At 61.1% G+C, this 25,860-nt stretch carries 25 protein-coding genes, 4 tRNA genes and 1 pseudogene; 19 read left to right on the top strand and 11 right to left on the bottom strand.

Annotated elements, in window-relative coordinates:
* Positions 1–27 precede the first annotated feature (27 nt).
* The 8 genes from BLU76_RS27575 to BLU76_RS27610 all read left to right on the top strand — a co-directional run bounded on the left by BLU76_RS27575 (position 28) and on the right by BLU76_RS27610 (position 8,334).
* Positions 28–501, top strand: coding sequence for a GspH/FimT family pseudopilin (locus BLU76_RS27575; protein WP_092225286.1), 474 nt, complete (start codon positions 28–30; stop codon positions 499–501).
* The gene (pilV, locus tag BLU76_RS27580; RefSeq protein ID WP_072346127.1) at positions 498–959 is read left to right on the top strand and encodes a type IV pilus modification protein PilV; all 462 of its coding nucleotides are present in this window, start codon (positions 498–500) and stop codon (positions 957–959) included. The genes BLU76_RS27575 and pilV overlap by 4 nt, the downstream gene beginning before the upstream one ends.
* The gene (locus tag BLU76_RS27585; RefSeq protein WP_063324311.1) at positions 956–1,672 is read left to right on the top strand and encodes a PilW family protein; all 717 of its coding nucleotides are present in this window, start codon (positions 956–958) and stop codon (positions 1,670–1,672) included. The genes pilV and BLU76_RS27585 overlap by 4 nt, the downstream gene beginning before the upstream one ends.
* Before the next feature lie 20 nt (positions 1,673–1,692).
* On the top strand, positions 1,693–2,163 hold the full coding sequence (locus tag BLU76_RS27590; RefSeq protein WP_371856188.1) for a pilus assembly PilX family protein: 471 nt from the start codon (positions 1,693–1,695) through the stop codon (positions 2,161–2,163).
* A complete protein-coding gene (locus tag BLU76_RS27595) occupies positions 2,150–5,248 on the top strand; it encodes a pilus assembly protein (protein WP_092225287.1) in 3,099 nt (1,032 codons plus the stop codon). Before BLU76_RS27590 ends, BLU76_RS27595 begins: the two co-directional genes overlap by 14 nt.
* Before the next feature lie 11 nt (positions 5,249–5,259).
* On the top strand, positions 5,260–5,661 hold the full coding sequence (locus BLU76_RS27600) for a type IV pilin protein (protein WP_092150593.1): 402 nt from the start codon (positions 5,260–5,262) through the stop codon (positions 5,659–5,661).
* A 55-nt stretch (positions 5,662–5,716) separates the two neighbouring features.
* On the top strand, positions 5,717–6,823 hold the full coding sequence (gene thiO / locus BLU76_RS27605) for a glycine oxidase ThiO (protein WP_092225288.1): 1,107 nt from the start codon (positions 5,717–5,719) through the stop codon (positions 6,821–6,823).
* 1,145 nt (positions 6,824–7,968) lie between these two features.
* Entirely contained in the window at positions 7,969–8,334 is a 366-nt protein-coding gene (locus BLU76_RS27610; protein ID WP_092225289.1) for a DUF6124 family protein, read from the top strand.
* 226 nt (positions 8,335–8,560) lie between these two features.
* Here BLU76_RS27610 and BLU76_RS27615 read toward each other — a convergent pair whose 3' ends face one another.
* The 4 genes from BLU76_RS27615 to BLU76_RS27630 all read right to left on the bottom strand — a co-directional run bounded on the left by BLU76_RS27615 (position 8,561) and on the right by BLU76_RS27630 (position 12,858).
* A complete protein-coding gene (locus tag BLU76_RS27615; protein WP_092150400.1) occupies positions 8,561–9,907 on the bottom strand; it encodes a sigma-54-dependent transcriptional regulator in 1,347 nt (448 codons plus the stop codon).
* Positions 9,904–11,493, bottom strand: a complete 1,590-nt coding sequence (locus tag BLU76_RS27620; RefSeq protein ID WP_092225291.1) for a two-component system sensor histidine kinase NtrB — start codon at positions 11,491–11,493, stop codon at positions 9,904–9,906. The genes BLU76_RS27615 and BLU76_RS27620 overlap by 4 nt, the downstream gene beginning before the upstream one ends.
* The gene (locus tag BLU76_RS27625; RefSeq protein WP_063324319.1) at positions 11,483–11,716 is read right to left on the bottom strand and encodes a PP0621 family protein; all 234 of its coding nucleotides are present in this window, start codon (positions 11,714–11,716) and stop codon (positions 11,483–11,485) included. Before BLU76_RS27625 ends, BLU76_RS27620 begins: the two co-directional genes overlap by 11 nt.
* 125 nt (positions 11,717–11,841) lie before the next feature.
* Entirely contained in the window at positions 11,842–12,858 is a 1,017-nt protein-coding gene (locus BLU76_RS27630; protein WP_092150403.1) for an outer membrane protein assembly factor BamD, read from the bottom strand.
* A gap of 150 nt (positions 12,859–13,008) precedes the next feature.
* Here BLU76_RS27630 and rluD point away from each other — a divergent pair, with 150 nt between their 5' ends.
* The 9 genes and pseudogenes from rluD (at position 13,009) to BLU76_RS32435 (ending at position 19,987) form a co-directional block, all read left to right on the top strand.
* On the top strand, positions 13,009–13,971 hold the full coding sequence (rluD, locus tag BLU76_RS27635) for a 23S rRNA pseudouridine(1911/1915/1917) synthase RluD (protein WP_003205696.1): 963 nt from the start codon (positions 13,009–13,011) through the stop codon (positions 13,969–13,971).
* Positions 13,968–14,693, top strand: coding sequence for a peptidoglycan editing factor PgeF (gene pgeF / locus BLU76_RS27640; RefSeq protein ID WP_092225293.1), 726 nt, complete (start codon positions 13,968–13,970; stop codon positions 14,691–14,693). The genes rluD and pgeF overlap by 4 nt, the downstream gene beginning before the upstream one ends.
* Positions 14,694–14,823: 130 nt before the next feature.
* Positions 14,824–17,388, top strand: coding sequence for an ATP-dependent chaperone ClpB (gene clpB / locus BLU76_RS27645; RefSeq protein WP_053125348.1), 2,565 nt, complete (start codon positions 14,824–14,826; stop codon positions 17,386–17,388).
* Positions 17,389–17,803: 415 nt separating this feature from the next.
* Positions 17,804–17,879: transfer RNA gene (locus BLU76_RS27650), tRNA-Asn, on the top strand.
* Between the two features lie 7 nt (positions 17,880–17,886).
* A tRNA-Pro gene (locus tag BLU76_RS27655) sits at positions 17,887–17,963 on the top strand.
* Positions 17,964–17,968: 5 nt separating this feature from the next.
* Positions 17,969–18,044: transfer RNA gene (locus BLU76_RS27660), tRNA-Lys, on the top strand.
* Positions 18,045–18,137: 93 nt separating this feature from the next.
* Positions 18,138–18,214: transfer RNA gene (locus BLU76_RS27665), tRNA-Pro, on the top strand.
* Positions 18,215–18,361: 147 nt separating this feature from the next.
* Positions 18,362–19,132, top strand: a pseudogene (locus tag BLU76_RS32430) (MCP four helix bundle domain-containing protein); the annotation flags it as partial.
* Complete coding sequence (locus BLU76_RS32435) at positions 19,124–19,987, top strand: methyl-accepting chemotaxis protein (RefSeq protein ID WP_371856982.1); 864 nt, start codon at positions 19,124–19,126, stop codon at positions 19,985–19,987. The pseudogene BLU76_RS32430 and the gene BLU76_RS32435, both read left to right, overlap by 9 nt.
* A 141-nt stretch (positions 19,988–20,128) precedes the next feature.
* Here the strand turns inward: BLU76_RS32435 and BLU76_RS27675 are convergent, their stop codons facing one another.
* The 4 genes from BLU76_RS27675 to BLU76_RS27690 all read right to left on the bottom strand — a co-directional run bounded on the left by BLU76_RS27675 (position 20,129) and on the right by BLU76_RS27690 (position 22,873).
* The gene (locus BLU76_RS27675) at positions 20,129–21,427 is read right to left on the bottom strand and encodes an NAD(P)/FAD-dependent oxidoreductase (RefSeq protein ID WP_063324325.1); all 1,299 of its coding nucleotides are present in this window, start codon (positions 21,425–21,427) and stop codon (positions 20,129–20,131) included.
* A 69-nt stretch (positions 21,428–21,496) separates the two neighbouring features.
* A complete protein-coding gene (locus BLU76_RS27680) occupies positions 21,497–21,670 on the bottom strand; it encodes a DUF3094 domain-containing protein (protein ID WP_003205686.1) in 174 nt (57 codons plus the stop codon).
* A gap of 52 nt (positions 21,671–21,722) precedes the next feature.
* Positions 21,723–22,250: an MOSC domain-containing protein gene (locus BLU76_RS27685; RefSeq protein WP_092150415.1), complete on the bottom strand. Its 528-nt coding sequence runs from the start codon at positions 22,248–22,250 to the stop codon at positions 21,723–21,725.
* Positions 22,247–22,873 carry a DUF1780 domain-containing protein gene (locus tag BLU76_RS27690; RefSeq protein ID WP_003205682.1) on the bottom strand — a complete coding sequence of 209 codons (627 nt, stop codon included), beginning with the start codon at positions 22,871–22,873 and terminating at the stop codon, positions 22,247–22,249. Before BLU76_RS27690 ends, BLU76_RS27685 begins: the two co-directional genes overlap by 4 nt.
* A gap of 231 nt (positions 22,874–23,104) precedes the next feature.
* On the opposite strand from BLU76_RS27690, the gene BLU76_RS27695 reads away from it, so the two are divergent.
* Positions 23,105–23,791 (top strand): energy-coupling factor ABC transporter permease, encoded by a 687-nt coding sequence (locus tag BLU76_RS27695; protein ID WP_092225297.1) that lies wholly within the window; start codon positions 23,105–23,107, stop codon positions 23,789–23,791.
* 63 nt (positions 23,792–23,854) lie between these two features.
* Positions 23,855–24,070, top strand: a complete 216-nt coding sequence (locus BLU76_RS27700) for a hypothetical protein (protein ID WP_013694234.1) — start codon at positions 23,855–23,857, stop codon at positions 24,068–24,070.
* 100 nt (positions 24,071–24,170) lie between these two features.
* Here BLU76_RS27700 and yacG read toward each other — a convergent pair whose 3' ends face one another.
* Genes yacG through BLU76_RS27715 form a run of 3 tightly spaced genes read right to left on the bottom strand, consistent with a single transcriptional unit; the run spans position 24,171 to position 25,860 of the window.
* Positions 24,171–24,371 carry a DNA gyrase inhibitor YacG gene (yacG, locus tag BLU76_RS27705; RefSeq protein ID WP_072346097.1) on the bottom strand — a complete coding sequence of 67 codons (201 nt, stop codon included), beginning with the start codon at positions 24,369–24,371 and terminating at the stop codon, positions 24,171–24,173.
* Entirely contained in the window at positions 24,368–24,991 is a 624-nt protein-coding gene (gene coaE / locus BLU76_RS27710; protein WP_092225299.1) for a dephospho-CoA kinase, read from the bottom strand. Before coaE ends, yacG begins: the two co-directional genes overlap by 4 nt.
* Positions 24,991–25,860 (bottom strand): prepilin peptidase, encoded by an 870-nt coding sequence (locus BLU76_RS27715; RefSeq protein ID WP_092225301.1) that lies wholly within the window; start codon positions 25,858–25,860, stop codon positions 24,991–24,993. The genes coaE and BLU76_RS27715 overlap by 1 nt, the downstream gene beginning before the upstream one ends.

Consider the following 25,860-nt stretch of genomic DNA (forward strand, 5'->3'; position numbering starts at 1 on the left):
TATAGCCGACGGCAACGGAGGGCACCGATGGATCTTCGTACAAAAGGTTTCACGCTGATCGAGGTGCTGGTGGCCCTTGGCGTGCTTTTGATCCTGATTACCATGGCGGTGCCGTCATTCACCGGCTCGCTGCAGAGCACCAAGGCCGACACTGAGGTTGATGACTTGCGCCGGGCGCTGAACTTTGCCCGGATGGAGGCGATCGATCGGGGTACCACCACTCGAATTCGCCCCACGGTCGACGGCGCGGCCTGGAGCAGCGAACTCACGGTGTACGACAGTACTGGCTCGTCGCCCAGTGTATTGCGGGTTGTTCCAGCGATGAGCAGCGGCGCGACTCTGACGCTAACCTCAGAGGTGAGAAATATTGATTTCAACAACCTCGGTGGGTTGTCGGCCCCGGCCACACCGGTGAGTTTCAATTATGTAAGGGGGGCGCAGAGCCGGACGCTGAATGTTTGCCTCAATGGACGAATCGTATTGGGTGGAAGTTGCGGATGAAGGGTTGCAGTAACAGGGCGCAGGCAGGCATGACGTTGATCGAAGTGCTGGTGGCGGTGCTGATCCTCGGTGTGGGTTTGCTGGGGGCGGCGATGATCCAGCTCAATGCGCTCAAGTACACCGACAGTTCGCGCATGACCAGCCAGGCCAGTTTCATTGCCTACGACCTGCTGGACCGCATTCGCGCCAACTCCGGCGCCGACTACACCATCACACCGCCCAGCTCGCCGAACCTCAACGTGGCCCGGGACCAGGACCTCTACGATTTCAAGACCAACATCGTTGCCTTCGGCGGCGCCACAGCCACGGGCACCATTGCGCTGAACCAGCGGGTCTACACCATCACCATTTCCTGGGACGACGCCCGGGCCGCCAACACCACCGACGCGGCCGAGGCGCGACGCAGCTTTGTGCTGACCAGCCGTGTCGCCGTCGATCCGGTGGGGACGCCGCCATGAACCGGCATTGCCGGGGATTCGGCCTGATTGAGTTGATGATCGCGCTGGTGCTCAGCCTGATCGTCGTGCTGGGCGTCGTGCAGATTTTCATTGCCGCCAAAAATACCTACGTCAGCCAGAATGCCGCCGCGGTGATTCAGGAGGATGCGCGGTTTGCCTTGAGCAAAATGGTCCAGGAAATTCGCATGGTGGGCATGTTCGGTTGCGTGGGGACCATCATCGATGCCTCAACGGATAACAGTTTCGCTGCCAGCCAGACCACTCCAATCCGTTGGGATAACGCCAACCGGAGGTTGACCCTGGTCACCGCGGACATTGGGAATGGCGGTAGCGCGCCGACCTGGACCGTCGTCTCCGATTGCCGTACCTCGGCGACGGCCTACTCGAACGCGCGGGTGCCGGCGACGGGGCAGTTGGCCTTCCCGATCCGTCGACTGGTCTACAGCTTCAACAACAACCAATTGCTGTTGGGCAGCGGCACCGCCAATCCGCCGACCCTGTCGGTGCTGGTGGACAACGTTCGGGCATTCGACGTGACGTTTGGCGTGGCCGCCAGCGCCACGGACATCGCCGCGTCAAGCTACACCGGCAACCCGGCAGACCCGGCACTGATCCGCAGCGTGCGCCTGAGCCTGACGCTCTTTGATCCAAGGAACACGGTACGCGAGCAGACCTTCAATGTAGTTGCCGCCTTGCGCAACCGGCTTCTATGAGGGGGCGATCGATGAGTTCGATGGATCTCAAGCATCGCCAGCATGGCATGGCACTGCTGGTCAGCCTGGTGTTCCTGTTGCTGCTGACGCTGATCGGCCTGTCGTCGATGCAGAGCGCCACGCTCCAGGAAAAGATGACCAGCAGCGTCATGCAACGCAACCAGTCCTTCCAGATCGCCGAGGCTGCGTTGAGGATGGGTGAGAGTGCGGTGCAGGTCGAGACCTATTCACTGGCGGTCTGTACCACCGCGACTCAATGCGCGCCGCCGGCCGAGTCGGCGACCATCACGGCGGCGGGGCGCAATTCGTCGTCGGGAGTGCTCTGGGTTGCCGCTGCCGGCGGGTTTTATGGCGTGCAGAACATCGGTACTACGCTTGCTGCGGTCAACGTGCCGGTCAATACCTCGGCGACGTTGTACCGGATCACGGCGGTGGCGGTGGTGGGCAATAACCAGCGCAGCGTGGTGGAGAGCATTTATGCGAAGTACTAAGGTGCGCCGCAATTGGAGGCAGGCGCTGTGGGGCGCGTTGCTCAGCCTTTACCTGGCGGCCCCGGCCTATGCGTTCACGCCCTCGGATTCGCCGCTGTTGAGTGCGGCTGCGGTTACGCCGAACGTGATGCTGCTGATCGATGATTCGGGGAGCATGAACAACATTATCTGGGCGGCGGGGTTTGATCCGGCGGCGACGCAGACGCGCACTTATGCCTGCAGCGCCAGTAACAACTGTAACGACAGGTATGAGCTGGACCTGGAGGATTCGAACATCCTGTTGGTGGGTCTGTTGCGTGGCGGCTGCTCGTCTGGGTGGTACGGTTTTTATCGGCCCAGCGTTGGCCGGGTGTGCCTTCGGTTGCCAGACCCTGTGGGAGGCGGCAATACCCGTTATACCGGTAAGTACCTGGCGTATCTGGTAACCCTGGCCAACGGATCGAGCCGGGATTTCACCACCGGCACGATTCCCAACGATTATCGAATCAACGTGGCACGGGATGTCTCCAACGACCTGGTCGCCAGCAACCGCGCCTTGCGCATTGGCCTCGCCACGTTCAACCCGCCCAACAGCAGTAACTCTGGCCCGGGTGGCTACATCGCCCGCGCCATCAGCGACCTGTCACCGGTTAGTGGCAGCGTGACCCAGACCCAGGCCAACACCAACTACAGCGCCCTGATCAATGCCATCAACGCCCTGGGCGCCGTCGCGAATACGCCGTTGGCCGAAAGCTACTACGAAGTCACCCGTTACTTCAGGGGCATGGCGCCGTACTACAACAGCACACCGACCACCTACACCAGCCCGATCCAGTACCGTTGCCAGAAAAATTTCGGCGTGGTGATCACCGACGGGTTGCCCACCTATGACCGGACGTTCCCCACCAACGACCCGCAGGGCTTGGCCCGGCTGCCGAACTGGGATGGTATCAACAACGATGGCGCCGATCTCAGTGGTAACGGCGAGGGCGACACGCTTTACCTGGACGACATCGCCAAGTTCGCCTTCGACATCGACATGCGCTCCACCGGCACCGACGCCACCGGCCAGAGCTGGAACGCCACGGATTTTCCCCGGCAGTACCTCAATACCTACACCGTGGGTTTTGCCGTCACCAATCCGATGCTGTCCGACGCCGCCCGTTACGGCGCGGGTAAGTATTATCCGGCGACCGACAGCGAAGGCCTCAACTCAGCGTTGGCCTCCGCCCTGAGCGACATTACCTCCAAGGCTGGATCCGGGGGCGCCGGCACGACCAATGCCGCCACGTTGTCCAGCACCTCCAGTTACTACCAGACCACGTATGACCCCAAGGATTGGCGCGGCACCATCCGCGCGTTCGGCTTCACCTCGGCAGGCACGGTCAACAGGGCTGCGGTGCAATGGACCACCGACACGGCCATCGTGCCCGGCGCCACGGCGCCGATTTATCAGTCGTGGAATACCGCGACCAATGCGCCTGTGACCCTGGCTTACGCTAACCTTTCACCTGCCCAGCAAAGCAGCCTCAGCCAGAACCTGCCTACGGGAATCACCGGCAACGATCTGGTGGAGTGGAGCAAGGGCGTCAATAAAACCGGCTTGAAGGTGCGCAATGTGTTGCTGGGGGACATCATCAACTCGCCGTTGGTGCTGGCCTCACCCAATGAACAGACCGCCGCGGATTTGCTCAACGACACCAGCTACAGCACGTATCTGACGACCAAGGCGGCGAACATGAATACCAGCCTGGTGGTGAACGCCAACGACGGTTTTTTCAGCGTCATCAACAGTGCGAACGGTACGCGACGATATGCCTATATGCCGTCGAGCGTGCTGCCATCGCTGCAGAACATTGCCGACACCAACTACGTCAATGGCGTGAGCCACAAGTTTTTGGTGGATGGGCAGGTCGGCGTATTCGATACGCAATCGGGGAGTGTCTGGAAGACGGTGGCCCTGGGCGGCACTGGTGCTGGGGGCAAGACGTTCTATGCGGTTCAGCTGTTCGATGCGACGGCGGGCAATGTGTTGCGGGCATTGTGGGAAATCAGTGCGCCAACCGTTGCCAACACCGCCAACGCTTTCAATGACCTGGGCTACGCCTACGCCCGCCCCGAAGTCGCCCGCCTGGCGGATGGGCGCTGGGCGGCGTTCATCTCCAACGGCTACGGCAGCAATAGCGGTGTCGCGGCGCTGTACGTGGTGGATATCCGCGACGGCTCGTTGATCAGGAAAATCGTCATCAACAGCAGCGAGACCGGTAATGGCTTGTCGTCGGTCAAGCTGCGGGTCAACTCCCAGAACGTGGTGCAGGCCGCGTACGGGGGCGACTTGAGAGGGCGGCTGTGGAAGTTCGACCTCAGCGGCACTTCCCCGACTGCTTGGGGTGTGGCGTTTGCAGGCCAGCCATTGTTCACCACCTCCGGTGGCGCGACTCAGCCGATCACCGTTCAACCGCTGCTGGCGGACAACCCGCAGGGCGGTACCCAGGTGTTTTTCGGCACCGGCAAGTTCAACGAAACGGCGGATAAACTCAACAAGGACCTGCAAGGGTTCTATTCGATATGGGACGCCACCGGCGGTGCCGGGCAAATCACCGTGTCGAACCTGCAAGCCCAGTCGATCACGGGGGTGTTCTCGGGCAGCACGGGGCAGTTCGTGACGACCAGCCAGACCGACGTGGCTTACCCGACGAAAAAGGGTTGGTACCTGCCGTTGGTGTACAACAATGCGCTGACCGGGGAGCGGGTGATCAACCCGGCCAATCTGGTGAGCGGCCGCGTGGTCTTTACCACGGCCGCCGTGGACACTACCGACCCTTGTGCCAGCTTCGGTACCGGCAAACTGATCGAATTGGATGCGTTCAACGGTAAGATGCTCAACTATGCGGTGCTCGATACCAACGGCGATGGCACGATCAACAGCTCCGACACGATTTCCAGCGGGGTGGTCTTCACGGGGGGAATCCCGACCTTGAGCGCCGTCGTCAGCGCCAGCGGGGCCACCAACATGATCGTCAACGACTCCAGCGGCAACATCACCGAACTGCTGGAAAAATCCGTGGGCGGCAGCCGCCGCATCATGTGGCGACAAATACAATGAAGAGGCAAGGCATGCGCAGATCCAACCGAGGTTTCACCTTGATCGAAATCATGATCGTGATTGCGATCATCGGTATCGTGATCACCGTCGGCTATCCGAGCCTGACCGAATACATGAAGAAGGGCCGACGGGCTGAAATTGCCGGGCTGTTATCGGAGCAGGCGCAAATTCTCGAGCGCTACTACTCGAAGAACAACCGCTACACCGATGCGACTGGCCTGAGCAGCGGCAACGATTTCTATACCATTACCCAGACTTTGACGGATCAGAGCTTCATCCTGACGGCTGTGCGCAGGAGCGGCTCGTCCATGGCCACGGATAAATGCGGTGACTTCAGAATCACCAATACCGGCGCACGAACTGTGGAAAACACCGCCGCCGGGATGACCGCCAAGGATTGCTGGGGCCGCTGAGTTTCTTTTTTCGGGCGCAGCCTTGCGCCCTCTGTCTTATGAGTCGAATCAGAACATGACCAGGCAACAGCAAGTGGTGATTGTCGGCGGCGGAGTCATTGGCCTGCTGACGGCGTTCAATCTGGCGTCCGAAGGGCAGCGTGTGGTGTTGCTGGACCGTTCCAGTCTCGGCCAGGAGTCGTCCTGGGCCGGCGGCGGTATCGTGTCGCCGTTGTATCCCTGGCGCTATAGCCCAGCAGTCACGGCGCTGGCCCATTGGTCGCAGGATTTTTATCCACAGCTGGGCGAGCGTTTATTCGCGGCGACCGGGATTGATCCGCAAGTGCATGTCACCGGTCTGTATTGGCTGGACCTGGACGATCAGGATGAGGCGCTGGCCTGGGCTGAGCGGGAAGGGCGCCCGCTGCGAGCTGTGGATATCTCCGCTGTTCATGATGCCGTGCCGGTACTGGGTCCTGGTTTTTCCCGGGCGATCTACATGGCCGATGTGGCCAACGTGCGTAATCCTCGCTTGGTGAAATCCCTCAAGGCGGCCTTGCTGGCGCTGCCCAACGTCGAGGTTCATGAGCACTGTGAGGTCAGTGGGTTCATTCGCGAGGGGGCGACTGTTATCGGGGTGGACAGTTCGGCGGGCCCGATACGTGGCGACCAGGTGGTGCTGGCTGCAGGTGCCTGGAGCGGTGAGTTGCTCAAGACGCTGGGGCTGAAGTTGCCGGTCGAGCCGGTCAAGGGCCAGATGATTTTGTACAAGTGTGCGTCGGATTTTCTGTCGAGCATGGTGTTGGCCAAGGGACGTTATGCGATTCCCCGTCGCGATGGGCATATCCTGGTTGGCAGTACGCTGGAGCGTGAGGGCTTCGACAAGACGCCGACCGATGCTGCCCTGGACAGCCTGAAGGCTTCGGCGCAGCAGTTGATTCCGGCGCTGGCGGGGGCTGAGGTGGTTGGGCATTGGGCTGGGCTGCGGCCAGGGTCGCCGGAGGGCATTCCCTATATCGGCGAAGTGCCGGGGGTTGCGGGGCTGTGGTTGAATTGTGGGCATTATCGCAATGGGTTGGTGTTGGCGCCGGCTTCGTGTCGGTTGTTTACGGACCTGATGTTGGGGCGGGAGGCGGTGATTGATCCTGCGCCTTATGCGCCGGCGGGGCGGTTGGTTTTTTGATTGGGTACATATCCGTTGCTGCGGTAACGGCTACTTAGGGTTCCGCCCTGACGGCGTCTCACTTTTGAAAAGCGCAAAAGTAAGCAAAACGCTTTAGCCCCACCACTCGGTGCCTCGCTAGGGCTCGGCATGCCCGAACGTAGGCATTGCTCCGTGGGCCGCCGCGAAGGGCCATCCATGGCCCAGCGCGGCTACCTCGGCATCCATGCCGAGGTGCCCACTGCGCAATGCCTACGTTCGGCCATCGTGGTTAATGGGGCGCCGAGATCAACGTCCGACGCGAGGCGGCCTGATAGCCGACCTGTCTCTTTTGTCGTACTCCGACCCAATTGTGGGGGCGAGCTTGCTCGCGAAGAGGCCGGTACATACGACATCCTGTTGACTGCGGTCGCACCTTCATAGCCTCAGCCTGTTCGCGATGGCGGTAATTCCGTGACATAGCGGTTGGATTTACTGCTGTCATCGCGAGCAAGCTCGCTTCCACATTTTCGACCTTCAACAATCACAAAATTTGTATACGCCACCCATCCCTTGTGGGAGCGAGCTTGCTTGCGATAAGGCCAGCAAACACAACATCCTCATCGACAGTGGCATCGCCTTCGCGAGCAAGCCCGCTCCCACAGGAGAAACGCGGTCCCACCCCAACCAGGCCGGCTATCAGGCCGCCTCGCGGTGGACGTTGATCTCGGCGCCCCGTTAACCACGATGGCCGAACGCAGGCATTGCGCAGTGGGCAACCCGGCATGGATGCCGGGTTAGCCGCGCTGGGCCATGGATGGCCCTTCGCGGCGGCCCACGGAGCAATGCCGGAGAGAGGGCACACCGAGCCTAGGCGAGGTGCCGAGTGGTGGGGCAGAAGCGCTTTGGTTACTTTCGCGCTTTTCGAAAGTGACCCGCCGTCAGGGCGGAACCCTAAGTAGCCGTTACCGCAGAAACGGATATACACACTCCCGATGCCCTGACAGCCGACCAGAATTTGTGGGAATGGTCGGACAACCCTCAAATTTAAGCAGACTTTTCCGACGATCTCTGGCGGTTGCCGAGTGGGAAGGGCTCTAGCTAACCTTCTCCCGTCGCTGCCAATTCAGCGATCGGGCGTCGCGGCCCGAAAACTTGGTAGTCCATTCCCCCTTTGGAGTACCGCAATGTGTAACAAACCTCCATCACCTTCAGAAACCAATAACGCTTCTCCCAATTCCAGCCTCAACCCCAAAAAGCTCGACGAAGCCGCCAAGCGCGCCCTCGACTATTACCTAGCCCCAAAGCCTGAAGCCAAAAAGAAACCACCCTCAAACCAGCTATTCACCGTCGTGGAAGGCATCGACGTCGAATGCCTCCTCGCCAACCTCAGCGAAACCCTGGCCTCAGCCAGCGCAACAATCAGCGACCTGGCCTTCGAACTCGACGGCTCGCGACGGCATGTTGCATTGGGCGTGCAACAGCTGATCGAGTTGAGTGAGCTGCTAGCCAATCGTGTGCTGGACGAGCAGGTGCCGGTGCCGAAGGGCTAGAAAAGCTGCCAAGGCGAACACAGCACCTGTGGTGAGGGGATTTATCCCCGTTGGGCTGCGAAGCAGCCCCAAAAAGCAGCTACTCAAACAACCTGATACACCGAGGTGCCAGGTTCGGGGCTGCTGCGCAGCCCAGCGGGGATAAATCCCCTCGCCACACAGTTCGGTGTAGATCCTGCCATTCGGTGCAGACCCAGCCATTGGTTGAGCTGAGCCGGCCACATGCTCAATCCAACCCCAATTTCTTCAACCGATAGCGCATCGACCGAAACGACAACTTCAACCGCTGCGCCGCCGCCGTGCGGTTCCAGCGGGTTTCCTCCAGGGCCTGGAGGATCAGCTTGCGTTCGACGTCTTCCAGGTAGTCTTCCAGGTTATCGACCTGCATCAAGTCGGGGTTGCCCGGTTCTGCGCTGCCATTACCCTCGGCCAAACGCAGGTCATCCGCTTCGATCTGCTGCTGTTCGCAAAGGGTGTAGGCCCGTTCGAGCATGTTCTCCAGTTCACGCACGTTGCCCGGGAAACGGTAACTCCTGAGAGCGTCCAACGCCTGGGGATGCAACTTGACCGGTGGACTGCCTGTGTTGGCTGCCAGGCGCAGAAGCATGTGATTGGCCAGCAGTTCGATGTCTTCGCGGCGTTCACGCAATGGCGGGACGCGCAGTTCGATGACGTTCAGCCGGTAATACAAATCCTGGCGAAAGCGCCCGGCGGCCACTTCGCCGTCCAGATCCTTGTGGGTCGCGCAGAGGATGCGCACGTCCACCACTTCTTCCTGCTGGCCGCCAACAGCGCGCACGGCCTTTTCCTGGATCGCCCGCAACAGTTTGACCTGCATCGCCAAGGGCAGGTCGGCCACTTCATCGAGGAACAAGGTCCCGCCATGGGCGGCCTGGAACAAACCTGGCTTGTCCTCGATGGCGCCGCTGAAGCTGCCTTTTCGATGGCCGAAAAACTCACTTTCCATCAGCTCCGTGGGAATTGCCCCACAGTTGACCGGTACAAAGGGCAGGTTGGCACGGGGGCCTTGTTCGTGGATCAGCCGGGCGACCAGTTCCTTGCCGCAGCCCGATTCCCCGCTGATGTACACCGGTGCCTGGCTGCGGGCGAGTTTTTCGATCTGCTTGCGCACGCTGAGCATGGGGGGCGAGTCGCCCAGCAGGCTGCGCTCGAGGGTGGTGCCAGGCGTGGCGACCGGCGGCAGGCGCAGGGCACTGGTGACCAGTTCCCGCAGCCGACCCAGGTCTACCGGTTTGGTCAGGAAGTCGAAGGCGCCGGCCTTGAGGGCGTCGATGGCGGTTTCCAGGCTGCCGTAGGCGGTGATCATTGCCACGGGGAGCTGGGGGTAACGCTGCTGGATGTGTTGCACCAGTTCCAGGCCGGTGCCGTCGGGCAGGCGCATGTCGGTCAGGCACAGGTCGAAGGCCTCGCCGGCCAGCAGGTTCTGGGCTTCGGCGAGGTTCTTGGCGCTGCGGGTGTCGAGTTTCATCCGGCCCAGGGTGATGTCCAGGAGTTCGCGGATGTCCGGTTCGTCATCGACGATCAGGATTCGTTGCCGTGAGCGTGTATTCAAATCTGTTTCCGTCCGTGAGCAAAGGTGATGCGAAAGCAACCGCCGCCTTGGCGTGGTTTGAAGTCTAGGCGGGCCTGGTTGCTTTCGCACAGCTCACGGGACAGATAGAGCCCAAGGCCGGTGCCCTGGCTGCTGGTGGTGAAGAAGGGTTCGAATAAATGTGCCTGTTGCTCTGGCGTCACGCCAGGGCCGTTGTCGATGATGTCCAGGGTGGATAACTGGCTGTGGGGGTCGATGAACAGTTTCAGCCAGGCCTCGGCCTGTTCGTGGGCCATGGCGCTGTGGCGCCAGGCGTTGCGCAGCAGGTTGTCGAGTACCTGGGTCAACTGGTCGGGGTCCATCAGCGTGGTGTAGTCACCCGGGTCGATGCTCAGGTGCAAGTGCTGGTGCTCGGCCATGCTTTCGCGGGCCTGCCGGACGAATTGGTCGAGCCAGGTCCGCAGGTCGAGGCGTTGGGGGGGGGGTTGCTGGCGGCGAGACAGCTGCAGGACGTTTTCAATGACGCGGTTCATTCGTTGGGAGTGATCTTGAATAATCTGCGTCAGACGCCGATCCGCGTTGTTCAGTTCCTCGGATTCGCGCAGTAATTGCGCTGCGTGGCTGATGGCGCCCAAGGGGTTGCGGATTTCATGGGCGATGCCAGCAGTGAGGCGCCCGAGGGAAGCGAGTTTCAGTTGCTGGGCCTGCTGCGCAACCTGGGCCAGGTCCTCAAGGAATACCAGCAACTGCTGTTGATCGTAATGCCCCAAGGCGATGAAGCTCGGTTGCAGGGTCAGGCCTGTGCCGGTCACGGTCAGGCTGGGAGGGCGCAGGCTGGGGTTGTTCAGCCACAATTGCAGGCGTTCGACCAAGGCGGTGCAATAGTCATCGATTCGCTGGCCGACCAGGTCGTGTATGCCCAGCAGGTTCAAGGCGCTTTCGTTGGCCAATTGCACGCGCCGCTCGCGGTCGAGCACCAGGATACCTGTGCGCATGCGTTGCAGGATCAGTGCGTTGAGCGCTTCGAGGCCGATCACCTCGCTGGCTCGTTGCTCGGCCAGGGTTTCACTGGCTTCCAGTCGCCGGGTCAGGCCCTGTACCAGCAGGGCGGCGGCAAAACACAGCGCCCCGAGGGTGCCGGCTTGCAGATAACTGCTGGGACGGTTTGAATCGCTCAGGCCGAGGAAAAAAGTCGACCCGACGATACCGATCGTGGCGACAGCGGCGATCAACAGGCCGACCCGGCTTCGCAACAGCGTATTGCCGATGGCTACCGAGACAATGAGCAGGTTGCCGATGGCACTGGGCACACCGCCCGCGGCGAAGAACAGCCACGAAAGCAGCAGAACGTCGGTGAGGGCCAGGCCGAACAGCCGGGCGGGGCGGCGAATGTTCTCAAGGAACACCACCAGCAGGATGTTCAGCACCAGGTACAACCAGCTGCCGTTGCGCAGCAGGTCGTCGTTGGCGAACTCCAGCAGGCGGTTGTCCAGCTTGCTGGAGATCAGCAGCACCAGGGTGATGCCGATGCTCAGGCGATACAGGTGATAGAGACGCAGCAGGCGCTGCGCCTGTTTTTCGCGTGGGCTTGAGGCCTCAGCGATCACGAGTGCCCGGGCCTTGCTCGAGATGAGCCTGGCTGCAATACCATTGTTGTTCGAGGGCCAGGGCCCGGTCACGGGGCAGATGTACGCCGCAATGGGCGCAACGAACCATGGGTGGTGCGTCCTGCTCCCGGGGAGCGTTCGGCGCGGATGAGGTGCTCTTGAACTTGCGCCAGAACCATACCGCGGCGGCAATCAGGGCGATCCAGAACAGTAAACGAAGCATGATGGGCGGCTTTTTGGCTAGAGATCAGGCAGTTTAGCCAAGGACAGGAACGGCGCACAGCGCAATAAAACCCAGGCATAAAAAAGGGAGACCCGCGGGTCTCCCTTTTTGCTGAGGCCTTGGCCTCAGTCGAACATACCGAAGGTCATGTAGCTGAACCAGGAGCGATCGGTGGATTCGCTCTCAGGCTCTTCTTCTTCGATCACGTCGCCATTTTCGTCCTTGGGCTTGAGCTCGTTTGGAATGGCTTCCTTGGCGTCCTGGAACTGACGCTGCACGTCCTGGTTGGCGCGGGTTTCGCCCGGCGGCAGAGGTGGACGGGACTCGATCAGGCCCAGGGTCGCCTTGCTCAGCCACGAACGGTTGTCCGCTTCGTCGACCCGTGGGGTGAACTGGCCATCGACCAGGGATGGGTGATCCGGGTAGTTCAGCTTGAGGGTTTCCAGGCTGGTGGCCGCCAGGTCGTCCAGGTGCAGGCGCTGGTAGGCTTCGGTCATCACGGCCAGGCCGTCACCCACCGAAGGGGTTTCCTGGAAGTTTTCCACTACGTAGCGGCCACGGTTGGCGGCGGCAACGTAGGCCTGACGCGTCAGGTAGTAGTCGGCCACGTGGATTTCGTAGGAGGCCAGCAGGTTGCGCAGGTAGATCATGCGCTGCTTGGCGTCCGGCGAGTAGCGGCTGTTGGGGAAGCGGCTGGTCAGTTGGGCGAACTCATTGTAGGAGTCGCGCGCGGCGCCCGGGTCACGCTTGGTCATGTCCAGCGGCAGGAAGCGCGCCAGCAGGCCGACGTCCTGGTCGAAGGAGGTCAGGCCCTTGAGGTAATAGGCGTAATCGACATTCGGGTGCTGCGGGTGCAGGCGAATGAAACGCTCGGCGGCGGACTTGGCTGCTTCCGGCTCGGCGTTCTTGTAGTTGGCGTAGATCAGCTCCAGCTGGGCCTGATCGGCGTAGCGACCGAACGGATACCGCGACTCCAGCGCCTTCAGCTTGGCAGTGGCGCTGGTATAGCTGTTGTTGTCCAGGTCGTTCTGCGCCTGTTGGTACAGTTCGACTTCGCTCAGGTTTTCGTCTACGACTTCCTTCGACGAGCAAGCAGCAGTCAATGCGAGGATGGCGATCAGCAGCAGGTGTTTCACTTGCATGGCGGCTTGCGTCCCTATGACGGCCGCTGTCTTGGGCGGGGCCGTCCTGTTATGATGAGCGCCCCGTTGAAAGCCTCGGGGCAAAAGACGCCGTATTTAACCACAAGCGCGCAGCCGAAACCAAAGGCTGTGCCGACGCCTAGTCCGAGCATGTCCGATAAAATAGAACTTCGCGCAGAGGTGCCGTCCGAATTGGGCGGCCAACGCCTCGATCAAGTCGCCGCACAACTCTTTGCCGAGCACTCTCGCTCGCGCCTTTCCGCCTGGATCAAGGACGGCCGCCTGACTGTGGATGGGGCGGTGATCCGCCCGCGCGACATCGTCCACGGCGGTGCCATTCTCGAGCTGACTGCCGAACAGGAGGCCCAGGGAGAATGGGTCGCCCAGGACATCGCCCTGGACATCGTCTATGAAGACGATGACATCCTGGTGATCAACAAGCCTGCGGGCCTGGTGGTGCACCCGGCGGCTGGGCATGCTGATGGCACCTTGCTCAATGCCTTGCTGCACCACGTACCGGACATTATCAATGTGCCGCGTGCTGGCATCGTCCATCGCCTGGACAAGGACACCACCGGTCTGATGGTGGTGGCCAAGACCATCCAGGCGCAGACACAGCTGGTCACACAGCTGCAAAGCCGTAGCGTCAGCCGTATCTATGAATGCATCGTGATCGGGGTCGTCACCGCCGGTGGCAAGATCAACGCCCCTATCGGTCGTCACGGCCAGCAGCGCCAACGCATGGCGGTGATGGAGGGCGGCAAGCAGGCGGTCAGCCATTATCGCGTGCTCGAGCGTTTCCGCTCCCACACCCATGTGCGGGTCAAGCTGGAAACCGGTCGGACCCACCAGATCCGTGTGCACATGGCCCACATCAACTTCCCGTTGGTGGGTGACCCGGCCTACGGCGGTCGTTTCCGCATTCCGCCGGCTGCCAGCCAGACCATGGTCGAATCGCTGAAGAATTTCCCGCGCCAGGCGTTGCATGCACGTTTCCTGGAGCTGGATCATCCGACGACCGGCAAGCGCATGAGCTGGGAGTCGCCGTTGCCGGATGACTTCGTCTGGCTGCTGACATTGCTCAAGCAGGACCGCGAGGCGTTCATCGGATGAGTCACTGGCTGATACCCGACTGGCCCGCGCCGGCCGGGGTCAAGGCCTGCATCACGACCCGTGAGGGTGGCGTCAGCCTGGCGCCGTTCGACAGCCTCAACCTGGGCGATCATGTCGGCGACGATCCAGCGGCCGTCGCCGAAAACCGTCGTCGCCTCACCGATCAATTCGCCATCACCCCGGCCTGGCTACAGCAGGTCCACGGCATTGCCGTGGTCGAGGCTGATCCGGCCCAGGTGGCGACCGCCGATGCCAGTTGGACCGACACGCCCGGTATCGCCTGCACCGCGATGACGGCGGACTGCCTGCCTGTGCTGTTCTGCAACCGTGCCGGCACCCGCGTCGCGGCGGCCCATGCCGGCTGGCGCGGGTTGGCGAACGGCGTGCTGGAAGCCACCCTCGACAGCCTTGCCGTGCCCGCGGATGAAATCCTCGCCTGGCTCGGCCCGGCCATCGGCCCGCAAGCGTTTGAAGTCGGGCCGGAAGTCCGTGAAGCCTTCATCGCGCAACTGCCCCAGGCAGCCCAAGCCTTTGCCGCGAGCCCAAACGCCGGCAAGTTCCTCGCCGATATCTACGCGTTGGCACGGCTGCGCCTGGCCGCACATGGTGTCACGGCCGTCTACGGTGGCGGTCTCTGCACCGTGACCGACCCCCGTTTCTTTTCCTACCGCCGCAACCCGCGCACCGGTCGCTTCGCTTCGCTGATCTGGATCGAACGCTAGACTTCTCTGATCTGTATCAAGGGCGCCCGGCTTGAATCTTCCAGAATCGACCACATCTATAACGGTATCTGGCAGGTTTCTTCATTCAGGATGTTTCCACGGTCCGGCCTGCTCATTAGGAAGGTGACCCATGCGTATTGATCGTTTAACCAGCAAATTACAGTTGGCCCTGTCCGATGCCCAGTCCCTGGCCGTCGGTCTGGACCATCCCGGTATCGAACCGGCGCATTTGATGCAGGCCATGCTTGAACAGCAGGGCGGCTCCATCAAGCCCCTGCTGATGCAGGTCGGCTTTGACGTCAACAGTCTGCGCAAAGAACTGGCCAAGGAACTCGACCAGTTACCCAAGATCCAGAATCCCACCGGTGACGTGAACATGTCCCAGGACCTGGCGCGGCTGCTCAACCAGGCCGATCGCCTGGCCCAGCAGAAGGGCGACCAGTTCATTTCCAGCGAGCTGGTGCTGCTCGCCGCCATGGACGAGAACAGCAAGCTTGGCAAATTGTTGCTCGGCCAAGGGGTGAGCAAGAAAGCGCTGGAAAATGCTATCAACAACCTGCGTGGCGGCGAAGCAGTCAACGACGCCAACCACGAGGAGTCGCGCCAGGCGCTGGACAAATACACCGTCGACCTGACCAAGCGTGCCGAGGAAGGCAAGCTCGACCCGGTGATCGGCCGCGACGATGAAATCCGCCGTACGATCCAGGTGCTGCAACGCCGCACCAAGAACAACCCGGTGCTGATCGGCGAGCCAGGTGTGGGTAAAACCGCCATTGCCGAGGGCTTGGCCCAGCGCATCATCAACGGCGAAGTGCCGGACGGCCTCAAGGGTAAGCGCCTGTTGTCCCTGGACATGGGCGCCTTGATCGCCGGTGCCAAGTACCGTGGCGAGTTCGAAGAACGGCTCAAGGCTTTGCTCAATGAACTGTCCAAGCAGGAAGGGCAGATCATCCTGTTCATCGACGAACTGCACACCATGGTCGGTGCGGGTAAAGGCGAAGGCTCGATGGATGCCGGCAACATGCTCAAGCCTGCGTTGGCCCGTGGCGAGTTGCACTGCGTCGGCGCGACCACGCTCAACGAGTACCGCCAATATATAGAGAAGGATGCGGCGCTGGAGCGGCGCTTCCAGAAAGTGCTGGTGGAGGAGCCGAGCGAGGAAGACACCATTGCCATCCTGCGCGGCCTCAAAGAACGCTACGAAGTTCACCACAAGGTGGCGATCACCGATGGCGCGATTATCGCGGCGGCCAAGCTCAGCCACCGCTACATCACCGACCGCCAGTTGCCGGACAAGGCCATCGACCTGATCGACGAGGCCGCCAGCCGCATCCGCATGGAAATCGACTCCAAGCCCGAAGTGCTGGATCGGTTGGAGCGCCGCCTGATTCAGCTCAAGGTCGAATCCCAGGCCCTGAAGAAAGAAAGCGACGAAGCGGCGAAGAAGCGTCTGGAAAGGTTGCAGGAAGAGATCGTTCGTCACGAGCGTGAGTATTCCGACCTCGAGGAAATCTGGAACTCGGAGAAAGCCGAAGTCCAGGGTTCAGCGCAGATCCAGCAGAAGATCGAACAGTCCCGCCAGGAGCTGGAAGCGGCCCGTCGTAAAGGCGACCTCAACCGCATGGCCGAGCTGCAGTACGGGGTGATCCCGGACCTGGAGCGCAGCCTGCAAATGGTCGACCAGCACGGCAAGAGTGAAAACCAGTTGCTGCGCAGCAAGGTCACCGAGGAAGAGATTGCCGAAGTGGTCTCCAAATGGACCGGCATTCCGGTGTCGAAAATGCTCGAAGGCGAGCGCGACAAGCTGCTGAAGATGGAAAGCCTGCTGCACCAGCGTGTGATCGGCCAGGAAGAGGCAGTCGTGGCAGTGTCCAATGCCGTACGCCGCTCCCGTGCCGGGCTGTCGGACCCTAACCGTCCGAGCGGCTCGTTCATGTTCCTCGGCCCTACGGGGGTCGGTAAAACCGAACTGTGCAAGGCGCTGGCCGAGTTCCTCTTCGACACCGAAGAGGCCATGGTGCGCATCGACATGTCCGAGTTCATGGAGAAACACTCCGTGGCGCGGCTCATCGGTGCGCCCCCGGGTTATGTCGGTTATGAAGAGGGCGGTTACCTGACCGAGGCAGTGCGTCGCAAGCCGTACTCGGTGATCCTGCTCGATGAGGTCGAGAAGGCGCATCCGGATGTGTTCAACATCCTGCTGCAAGTGCTGGAGGATGGTCGCCTGACTGACAGCCACGGGCGCACGGTGGACTTCCGCAACACGGTGATCGTGATGACCTCCAACCTGGGCTCGACGCAGATCCAGGAACTGGTGGGCGACCGCGAAGCACAGCGTGCGGCGGTGATGGACGCGATTTCCACCCACTTCCGGCCGGAGTTCATCAACCGCGTCGACGAAGTGGTGATCTTCGAGCCATTGGCCCGTGATCAGATTGCCGGCATTACCGAGATCCAGTTGGGTCGCCTGCGCAGTCGTCTCACAGAGCGTGAGCTGAAACTGCAATTGAGCGACGAGGCATTGGACAAGCTGATTGCGGTGGGTTACGACCCGGTCTATGGCGCACGGCCGCTGAAGCGGGCGATCCAGCGCTGGATCGAAAACCCGCTGGCGCAGTTGATCCTGTCGGGTCGCTTCATGCCGGGCGAGACTGTGACCGGTACAGTGGAGAACGACGAAATCGTCTTCAACTGAGGCGATTGTCTGGGCTTTTGTGGCGAGGGAGCCTGCTCCCGCTGGGTCGCGTAGCGGCCCCTCAAAAAGCGAGGAGTGCTTCGCGCTCCAGCGGGAGCAGGCTCCCTCGCCATGGCCGGTGTTCTTTTCCTGATTTATGGGGGGGCTCGCTTCCAAGCGCCATTTTTTTCATCAGGCCGTTGAACTCAAAGGAAAAGGCTTGTAAAGTGCGCCCCGCAGTCAGTCACCCCAAGGGTTACTTCTCGCTGAGAAGGAATCCAAAATAAGTTGCAAATCATTGTCTTGAAAGCAATTTAAGGGGTTGACAGAGGTTTTGAAGATTGTAGAATAGCGCGCCTCAGACACACGAACGCAGCGATGCGTAAGGGTAGAAGAGGTTGAAGCTAGCTTCAACGTTGTAACTTGAAATATCAGTTCCGTGATAGCTCAGTCGGTAGAGCAAATGACTGTTAATCATTGGGTCCCAGGTTCGAGTCCTGGTCACGGAGCCATTTCAATCGGGGTATAGCGCAGTCCGGTAGCGCGCCTGCTTTGGGAGCAGGATGTCAGGAGTTCGAATCCCCTTACCCCGACCATTTTTGGGTCGTTAGCTCAGTTGGTAGAGCAGTTGGCTTTTAACCAATTGGTCGTAGGTTCGAATCCCACACGACCCACCATTTTTGAAACCAGTTCGCTGGAATCGAATCTTAAGATCAGAGGCCAAAAGCGCTGATCGAGAAGGCGACTTGCGAAGGTCGCCTTTTTTTTACCGGGGTATAGCGCAGTCCGGTAGCGCGCCTGCTTTGGGAGCAGGATGTCAGGAGTTCGAATCCCCTTACCCCGACCATATTGAAAATCCTCGTATCGAAAGATACGGGGATTTTTTTTTGCGTGCGATAAAGCGGATTTGACTTAAGACATCGTACAACCTGCCGATAACCCGCCGACAGGGGCCTTGCCCCACTTCAGGCCAATAATAAAAAAGGCATTCCCTATGGTTCTTCGTCAGCTGAATATCGCCCCTCGTGCCGCGTTGGGTTTTGCCTTGATCGCCGTGCTGGTGGCATTGCTCGGGGTGTTCGCGCTGGGACAGATGTCGAGTATCCGTGACAGTGAAGTCGCGGTAGAGACCCAGTGGCTGCCGAGCATTCGCGGTGGTGATGAGATCCGCGAGTGGATGTTGCGCATCCGCACCATTTCCCTGCGCATGGCCCTGGACCAGGACCCGAAGAATATTGCGGTGTATCGCGGACAGATGGATACGCGCGACAAGGAGCTGAGCGAAAAAATCGCGGCCTACGAAAAGCTCGTCGTGACGCCTGAAGGCAAGGCGCTTTATGACCAGTTCAAGCAAACCTTCGCCGCTTATCGTACGGGTATCGCCCAATCCTTCACCCTGGCAGAGCAAGGGCGTCGGGACGAGCTGATCAAGCTGCTGCTGGTGGACATGAAGACCGTGGTGGACGGTTCCGGCAAACAGCTCAACGACCTGGCGGAGCTGTTCTCCAAGCAAGTGTCCATCGAGAGTCAGAAGTCCCAGGAGCACTACGCCAATTCCCGCATGATCGTCAGCCTGTTCGTTGTGCTCGCCGCCCTGGCCACGGTGGCCCTGGCCATGCTGCTCACGCGCAGCATCGTCAAACCCTTGGGTGAGGCGCTCAATGCTGCGGAGAACGTCGCCCGGGGTGACCTGACCCGGCCAATCGAGACCCATGGCAACGACGAAGTGAGTCGCTTGCTCAAGGCGTTGGCGGCCATGCAGCAGAATCTGCGTGAGACGTTGCAGGGCATCAGCGGTTCGGCCGCGCAACTGGCCACCGCAGCCGATGAACTGAACGCCGTCACGCTCGACAGCACCCAAAGCCTGCAACAACAGAACAACGAAATTGAACAGGCTGCCACGGCCGTCACCGAAATGACCACCGCCGTGGAAGAAGTCGCGCGCAATGCGGTTTCCACCTCCGATGCCACGCGTCAGTCCAGTGAGTCGGCGTCCCTTGGGCAACAGCGGGTCAGCGACACGGTCGACGCCATCGGCGCCCTCGCCAGCGACGTGCAAGTGACTGGCGGCCTGGTGCAATCCCTGGCCAACCAATCGCAGGATATCGGCAAGGTGCTGGACGTGATCCGCGCCATCGCCGAGCAGACCAACCTGCTGGCCCTCAACGCGGCCATCGAAGCGGCCCGGGCGGGTGAGAGTGGACGTGGGTTTGCAGTGGTGGCCGATGAGGTGCGGGCGCTGGCTTATCGCACGCAGCAATCGACCCAGGAAATCGAGCAAATGGTCCAAGGCATGCGCAGCGGCGCCACCCAGGCACTCGACTCCATGCAGGCCAGCTCCAGTCGCGCCGCCAGTACCCTGGCCATGGCGGAGCGGGCGGGGGACGCGTTGCAGACCATCACGGCGTCGGTCAATGAAATCCATGAACGCAACCTGGTGATTGCCAGCGCCGCCGAAGAGCAGGCACAAGTGGCCCGCGAGGTGGATCGCAACCTGGTGAACATTCGTGATTTGTCGGTGCGTTCGGCTTCCGGCGCGGACCAGACCAGTGCGTCCAGCCATGAGTTGTCGCAACTGGCCAATTCATTGCGCACGATGGTGCAGCGGTTTCAGGTTTGATTACTGAAGGGACATGAAGGGATGATCGCTCCCACGCCCTGCGTGGGAGTGAATCCAGTGACGCTCTGCGTCACAAAGGATGCGGAGCGTCCCGGGCTGCATTCCCACGCAGAGCGTGGGAACACGATCGTCAGTAAGGTCTCAGTGCAACTTCAGCCGTGGCTCAGTCCCGCGCCCGATCTTGCTGCCCAGCATCAGCATGGCCGTGCGGAACATGCCGTACAGAGCCATCTGGTGCATGCGGTAGAGCGAAACGTAGAACATCCGCGCCAGCCACCCTTCGAGCATCACGCTGCCGGTCAGGTTGCCCATCAGGTTGCCCACTGCCGAGAACCGCGACAACGAGATCAGCGAGCCGTAGTCGGTGTATTTGTATTCGGGCAGGGCCTTGCCCTCGATCCTCAGCTTCAAGGACTTGGCCAGCAGCGAGGCCTGCTGGTGCGCGGCCTGGGCGCGGGGTGGGACGTTGCGCTCGCTGCCGGGTTGCGGGCAGGCGGCGCAGTCGCCGAAGGCAAAGATGTTCTCGTCGCGGCTGGTCTGCAACGTAGGCAGCACTTGCAGCTGATTGATCCGGTTGGTCTCCAGCCCGTCGATGTCCTTGAGGAAGTCCGGGGCGCGAATCCCGGCGGCCCAGACTTTCAGGCTCGCGTCGATCACTTTGCCATCTGCCGTAATCAGGCTGTCGGCGGTCACTTGGCTGACGGCGGCGTTGGTCATGACGTTGACGCCGAGTTTCTCCAGGGTCTTGTGCACCGGTCCGCCGATACGTTCCGGCAGGGCTGGCAAGACGCGTGGGCCCGCTTCGATCAGAGTGATGTGCATGTTTTCCGGTTTGATCCGGTCCAGGCCGTAGGCGTGCAGTTCGTGGGCGGCATTATGCAACTCGGCCGCCAGTTCGACCCCGGTCGCACCGGCTCCGACAATGGCGACGCTGATGCGCTCGACGATATCGGTTTGCCCGGCGTGGGCGCGCAGATAGTGATGAAGCAGTTGCTGATGGAAGCGCTCGGCCTGTTTGCGGGTGTCGAGGAACAGGCAATGCTGCGCTGCGCCTTCGGTGCCGAAGTCATTGGTGGTGCTGCCGACGGCAATCACCAGCGTGTCGTAGCCCAGTTCCCGGGCCGGCAATAGCTCGACGCCCGCCTCATCGTAGGTGGCGGCCAGTTGGATTCTCTTGCGCTCGCGATCCAGGCCACTCATGCGCCCGAGCTGGAACTCGAAGTGGTTCCATTTTGCCTGGGCGACATAGTTGAGTTCGTCTTCGGAGGAGTTCAAGGAGCCTGCGGCCACTTCGTGCAGCAGCGGTTTCCAGATGTGGGTCAGGTTCGCGTCGACCAGCATCACACTGGCCGTGCCGCGCTTGCCCAGAGTCTTACCCAGACGGGTAGCCAACTCCAGACCGCCGGCGCCGCCGCCAACGATGACAATACGATGAGTCATGGGGATATCTCGCAAGGCTAAAGGAAATCGGTGCCGTTACCCGAGCGAGCGGCAGTGTGACTGGGCGGCTCATAGCGTCAGGTAACTGATCAGTCGGCTCAACAGGCCCAGGCCGATGGTCACGGCCAGTACTACCACCAGGAGCATCCACGGCCGGAAAGGCCGGCGCTCGACTCGGTGCTGGGACAGTTGCAGGTACTCTTCGACATGCTTCTGGTCTTCTGGGTTCAGGCGGCTGGTCATAAAGGCCTCGTCAGGTAGACGTTGCGGAATGTGAAGACGTTACAGCGTCCGGCTAGCCAGCATTGAAAGCAGCGTAGCCGCTCGCCGGAACGGGTTCGACGATCAGGCTGTCGTCCAGGCGAATGATTCCACTTTTTAACACCCGGGCGGTGATTCCGCCATGGCCGCGTACGGCCTGGAATGTACCTTCGCCGAGGTTTCGCTCCAATCGGGCACAAGGCTGGCACCAGCCGGTGGTTTCAAAAATGGCTTGGCCAACGCGAAAGCGCCGGCCCTTGAGGCTGAACAGATTGATGCCGCTGACCACAATATTGCGTCGCAGCTCCTGTGGCAGCACGGGCCGGTCCTCGGGACGGCCCATCAGCGAGCCGATCACGGCCAGGTGCTCCCATTGGATCAGCGTCACTTGCCGCGCATTGCGCACGCCGGGGCGAGCGTGATCGCCGGTCAGCCCAGCCTCCAGGCGGGCCTCCACGGCATCCAGTTCGATCATGGGCGCGTGGCCCTGAGGTCGTACGCCAATCCAGCGTACGCGGCCCTGCTGGGGCACAGCGGCAATCAATTCCTGCAGTGGGCTCACAGGCTGATCCCGACATCGAACACAATGCTGCGACCCAGGTTGCTGCGCAGGAAGTCCGGCGCGTCGGGGTGTGCGAACAGCACCCGGGCAAACGTCGGCCCCACCAGTGACAGCGAGCGCCAGCCCTGGCGCAGGTATTCGGTCGGCGGTGGGAAGTGACTGTTGAGGTCCAGCACTTCGCGCTTGAGGCTGGCGAAGGCGATGATGTCCAGGTCCCCCAGGTCCATGCCGCGCTCGGTGTAGTTGTGAGCTTTCTTGCGCAGGGTCGGGGCCAGCCGCATCAGGAACTCATTGGCCGGAATCCGCCGCGGCTTGGCCTCGCGACGTACCAGCTGGCTCAGGGAGAAGGCGCTGCGGCGGCGTTGCAGTTCATCGCGCCATTCGTCATTGAGGCGTCGACCTTCGTCGAGCACGAAAAACACTTCGAAATTGGCATCGCGAAACAACACGTCCGGCGGCTCGCCGGCCGGCGCGAACTCGTCGGCGCGATAAGGTACGTTCAGCCCTTGCAGCAGACGCTGGCAAACCCAACGCTCACGCTCCCATTTGCGGGCATTGGAGAGAAAGGCGTTGGCTTGCTCGGCCGCGATGGTCAGCAGGCGTAAGTAATCGGAGTCATCCATGAGCCCAAGCTTAGCGTTCAATTGCGACAAGCTGAAAGCGTTGCGTGGATTAATGGGCGTTGTGGGCGGGGTGTAGACTGCTGGTTTGAAAAAAACGTGGCGAGGGAGCTTGCTCCCGTTGGGCTGCGAAGCAGACTCGAAGCATTTGCGAGCGCTTCGCGCTCGAGCGGGAGCAAGCTCCCTCGCCACAACAGCCTGTTTGAGGCAAGGGCAAGCGAAAGGAGTAGTCCCATGATCGGTGCCGAACTGCTCTCCCCGCAGACGCTGGCGGGCGGCTGGCTGATTTTTCTGCCTGCCTTGGCTTGGGCGGTGTTTCGGGCACCGTGGGTCGAGTTGTTCACCGACAGCCGTCGCCAGCATCTGCTGTTCGGCACAGTGCTGGCGTTGTTCATGCTGTGGCTGGTGCGCCGGGATTTCGATACGGGTGTCTCGTATCATTTCATCGGCATGACTGCAGTGACGCTATTGCTGGACTGGCCATTGGCGATCCTCGGTGGCCTGTGCGCGCAGCTCGCGCTGGTGCTGCTGGGCCGCCAGGACATGGCAGCGGTAGGGGTCAACGGTGCGCTGCTGATCCTTTTGCCGGTGCTGGTCACCGAGTGCTGCGCGATCCTGGTGGAGCGCGCCCAGCCGCGCAATCTGTTTGTGTATATCTTCTGTCCGGGGTTTCTCGCGGCCGCGCTTTCGGCGCTGGCGTGCCTGCTGCTGGGGCTTGGCCTGCTGTGGTACGACGGAATATTCGCCATGCCTTACTGGCTGGAAGATTTTGTCGGCTACCTCTGGTTGATCATTTTTCCCGAGGCCTTTATCAACGGTATGGTGATCAGCGCATTGGTGGTGTTCAGTCCCGAATGGCTGGAGACCTTCAACCGCACGCGTTACCTGTCGGCTCCGTGGAACGATGAGGACAAGCCTTGATTCACGTCAAGGCTGTACCACCACACGCCATTCATGCTTTGGAAAATTTCCAGGAGCACAACCATGAGTGTTTATGAGTGGGCCAGACAAGAGATCAGGCGTAGCCACGATGCCGCAATGGAGATCGGTTTTGACCCAGGCTTGAGCCTGCGCGCCTTGCTCAGTGCGATCGTGCAACAGAGCAAGACAGTGCGCAGCCCTGAAGACCTGGCCGATGAGTTGAGTTTCCTGGCGGAAAACCTCGACGATGAACAGGACTACGGTTTCATGCGGCCTTAATGGCGAATGCCGTACACCCAAGAAAACGATGACTCTGTGGCGAGGGGATAAATCCCCTCGCCACAATGACTCAGATTTTTCCTGAGTGAGCGACACTGCCTTAATGCCGGGGCTCGAAGTCTTCGCTGAACAGCTCGTCCTCGGCGTCGGGGCTGACCGGAATCTTGTGTTCTTCCGAGGCCCAGGCGCCGAGGTCGATCAGTTTGCAGCGGTCAGAGCAGAACGGCCGGAATTTGCTCTCCGGGGTCCATTCCACAGGGGCGCCACAGGTTGGGCAATCAACGGTTGGGGTCTGGCTCATGATTGGCCTCCACGCAAAGTAAGGTAAAAGTGATGCAGGCGCTCGACCTCGCTGTGCAGCCAGGCGAGGTCGCGATCATTGACCACCACGTCGTCGGCATGGCTCAGGCGATCCTGGCGGCTGGACTGGGCCTTGAGAATCGCCTGGACCTGCTGTTGGCTGGTCTGGTCGCGCTGCAACGTACGTTCAATCTGCAATTGTTCCGGCGCATCGATCACCAGGATCCGCTGGGTCATGGCGTACTGCCCCGACTCGATCAGCAGCGGCGATACCAGGATCGCATAGGGCGATTGTGCCTGGGCCAGATGATGGGCGATTTCCTCGGCGATCAGCGGATGCAGCAGCGCCTCGAGCCAGCGGCGCTCATCGGCATTCTCGAAGATCAGCTTGCGCAGCGCCGCCCGGTCCAGGGCGCCGTCGGCCTGCAATACGCCGGGACCGAAGTGTTCGGCGATTTTCGCCAGCGCCGGGCGTCCGGGTTCGACCACCCAGCGCGCCGCATGATCGGCGTCGATGACGTGCACGCCCAGGTCGATGAAATGCTGCGCCGCCGCGCTCTTGCCGCTGCCGATGCCACCGGTCAGGCCGAGAATCCAGGGCTTTTTCACTGAGGTATTCATTAAAAACCGACAGACTGCCAATAGAAGTCGGTTATTTGACCACCCCAGAGCAAGGCAATCCAGCCGGCAATGGCCAGATAAGGTCCAAAGGGAATCTGCGTCGACTCGGGAGCATCACGCAAGCGCAGCACAATCACCCCGACAATGGCGCCCACCAGCGACGACAGCAGCAGTGTCAGCGGCAGGATCTGCCAGCCACCCCAGGCGCCGAGCATCGCCAGCAGCTTGAAATCCCCGTAGCCCATGCCTTCCTTGCCGGTGACCAGCTTGAACACCCAGAACAGTGACCACAGCGCCAGATAGCCGGCCACCGCGCCCCACATCGCCTGGTTCAAGGGCACGAAGAGTCCGAAGCTGTTGATGATCAAGCCCAGCCACAACAGTGGCAGCACCAGGGAATCGGGCAGCAATTGATGCTCGGCGTCGATCAGACTCATGCCCAGCAGGCCCCAGGTCAAGACCATCACCATCACGGCGTGCCAGCCAAAGCCGAAATGCCAGGCGACGAACGCCGATAACGCGCCGCAAGCCAGTTCGGTCAGGGGGTAACGCTTGCCGATGGGCGCGGCGCAGCTCGAACAGCGGCCGCGCAGCATCAGGTAGCTGAGCAGTGGAATGTTTTCCCAGGCGCGGATGCGATGGCCGCAGTGCGGGCACTGGGAGTGGGGCAGCATCAGATTGTAGACCGGGCCCGGGGTTTCGGCCGGCAGGCCCAGCAGGTCGTGAGCCTGCAGGCGCCATTCGCGGTTGAGCATCTTCGGCAGGCGCCACACCAGCACGTTGAGGAAGCTGCCGATGATCAGGCCGAGCAGTGCTGCAACGAGCACGAAAGCCAGGGGATACAGCACGAAGAATTCGCTCAGGGGCAT

Source organism: Pseudomonas sp. NFACC08-1 (assembly GCF_900106735.1).
Taxonomy (GTDB): Bacteria; Pseudomonadota; Gammaproteobacteria; order Pseudomonadales; family Pseudomonadaceae; genus Aquipseudomonas; species Aquipseudomonas fluorescens_Q.

What these genes read in the sequence shown, in the direction of transcription:
- BLU76_RS27575 (WP_092225286.1), top strand. Translation starts at nt 28, where the DNA reads ATGGATCTTCGTACAAAAGGTTTCACGCTGATCGAGGTGCTGGTGGCC.
- pilV (WP_072346127.1), top strand. Translation starts at nt 498, where the DNA reads ATGAAGGGTTGCAGTAACAGGGCGCAGGCAGGCATGACGTTGATCGAA.
- BLU76_RS27585 (WP_063324311.1), top strand. Translation starts at nt 956, where the DNA reads ATGAACCGGCATTGCCGGGGATTCGGCCTGATTGAGTTGATGATCGCG.
- BLU76_RS27590 (WP_371856188.1), top strand. Translation starts at nt 1,693, where the DNA reads ATGGATCTCAAGCATCGCCAGCATGGCATGGCACTGCTGGTCAGCCTG.
- BLU76_RS27595 (WP_092225287.1), top strand. Translation starts at nt 2,150, where the DNA reads ATGCGAAGTACTAAGGTGCGCCGCAATTGGAGGCAGGCGCTGTGGGGC.
- BLU76_RS27600 (WP_092150593.1), top strand. Translation starts at nt 5,260, where the DNA reads ATGCGCAGATCCAACCGAGGTTTCACCTTGATCGAAATCATGATCGTG.
- thiO (WP_092225288.1), top strand. Translation starts at nt 5,717, where the DNA reads ATGACCAGGCAACAGCAAGTGGTGATTGTCGGCGGCGGAGTCATTGGC.
- BLU76_RS27610 (WP_092225289.1), top strand. Translation starts at nt 7,969, where the DNA reads ATGTGTAACAAACCTCCATCACCTTCAGAAACCAATAACGCTTCTCCC.
- BLU76_RS27625 (WP_063324319.1), bottom strand. Translation starts at nt 11,716, where the DNA reads ATGCTTCGTTTACTGTTCTGGATCGCCCTGATTGCCGCCGCGGTATGG.
- BLU76_RS27630 (WP_092150403.1), bottom strand. Translation starts at nt 12,858, where the DNA reads ATGCAAGTGAAACACCTGCTGCTGATCGCCATCCTCGCATTGACTGCT.
- rluD (WP_003205696.1), top strand. Translation starts at nt 13,009, where the DNA reads ATGTCCGATAAAATAGAACTTCGCGCAGAGGTGCCGTCCGAATTGGGC.
- pgeF (WP_092225293.1), top strand. Translation starts at nt 13,968, where the DNA reads ATGAGTCACTGGCTGATACCCGACTGGCCCGCGCCGGCCGGGGTCAAG.
- clpB (WP_053125348.1), top strand. Translation starts at nt 14,824, where the DNA reads ATGCGTATTGATCGTTTAACCAGCAAATTACAGTTGGCCCTGTCCGAT.
- BLU76_RS32435 (WP_371856982.1), top strand. Translation starts at nt 19,124, where the DNA reads ATGCAGCAGAATCTGCGTGAGACGTTGCAGGGCATCAGCGGTTCGGCC.
- BLU76_RS27675 (WP_063324325.1), bottom strand. Translation starts at nt 21,427, where the DNA reads ATGACTCATCGTATTGTCATCGTTGGCGGCGGCGCCGGCGGTCTGGAG.
- BLU76_RS27680 (WP_003205686.1), bottom strand. Translation starts at nt 21,670, where the DNA reads ATGACCAGCCGCCTGAACCCAGAAGACCAGAAGCATGTCGAAGAGTAC.
- BLU76_RS27690 (WP_003205682.1), bottom strand. Translation starts at nt 22,873, where the DNA reads ATGGATGACTCCGATTACTTACGCCTGCTGACCATCGCGGCCGAGCAA.
- BLU76_RS27695 (WP_092225297.1), top strand. Translation starts at nt 23,105, where the DNA reads ATGATCGGTGCCGAACTGCTCTCCCCGCAGACGCTGGCGGGCGGCTGG.
- BLU76_RS27700 (WP_013694234.1), top strand. Translation starts at nt 23,855, where the DNA reads ATGAGTGTTTATGAGTGGGCCAGACAAGAGATCAGGCGTAGCCACGAT.
- yacG (WP_072346097.1), bottom strand. Translation starts at nt 24,371, where the DNA reads ATGAGCCAGACCCCAACCGTTGATTGCCCAACCTGTGGCGCCCCTGTG.
- coaE (WP_092225299.1), bottom strand. Translation starts at nt 24,991, where the DNA reads ATGAATACCTCAGTGAAAAAGCCCTGGATTCTCGGCCTGACCGGTGGC.
- BLU76_RS27715 (WP_092225301.1), bottom strand. Translation starts at nt 25,860, where the DNA reads ATGCCCCTGAGCGAATTCTTCGTGCTGTATCCCCTGGCTTTCGTGCTC.